The sequence below is a fragment of the Lactobacillus sp. UMNPBX16 genome (genome assembly GCF_002553775.1).
GTDB classification, from domain to species: Bacteria; Bacillota; Bacilli; order Lactobacillales; family Lactobacillaceae; genus Lactobacillus; species Lactobacillus crispatus.
Genome location: NZ_PCYU01000100.1, coordinates 1 through 209 on the forward strand (window position 1 = coordinate 1; position 209 = coordinate 209).

A 209-nucleotide genomic window follows, 5' to 3' on the forward strand; every position below is an offset into this window, starting at 1 on the left:
AATCTCAACAGTCTTATTTTGAATCACACAAACTGGTTCATTTCGTCCATTTAAAACAATTGCGTACATCCCTACAACCGGTACATCTTCTTGCGCAGAATACAGGCTAGTCGTTGCCGTCTTAATTCCACTTTTGACCAAATCACTAAGAATATCTGCATCCCGGCTATTAGCTCCAAAAGCAAAAGCACCTTCTAATGCTGTAGGAC

General features: G+C 40.7%; 1 protein-coding gene. It reads right to left on the reverse strand.

The genetic code is table 11. The annotated features are described in order from the left end of the window. Nucleotides 1-209 (reverse strand): ASCH domain-containing protein (locus CP367_RS10560; protein WP_143469241.1); only part of this gene is annotated, 209 nt, incomplete at both ends.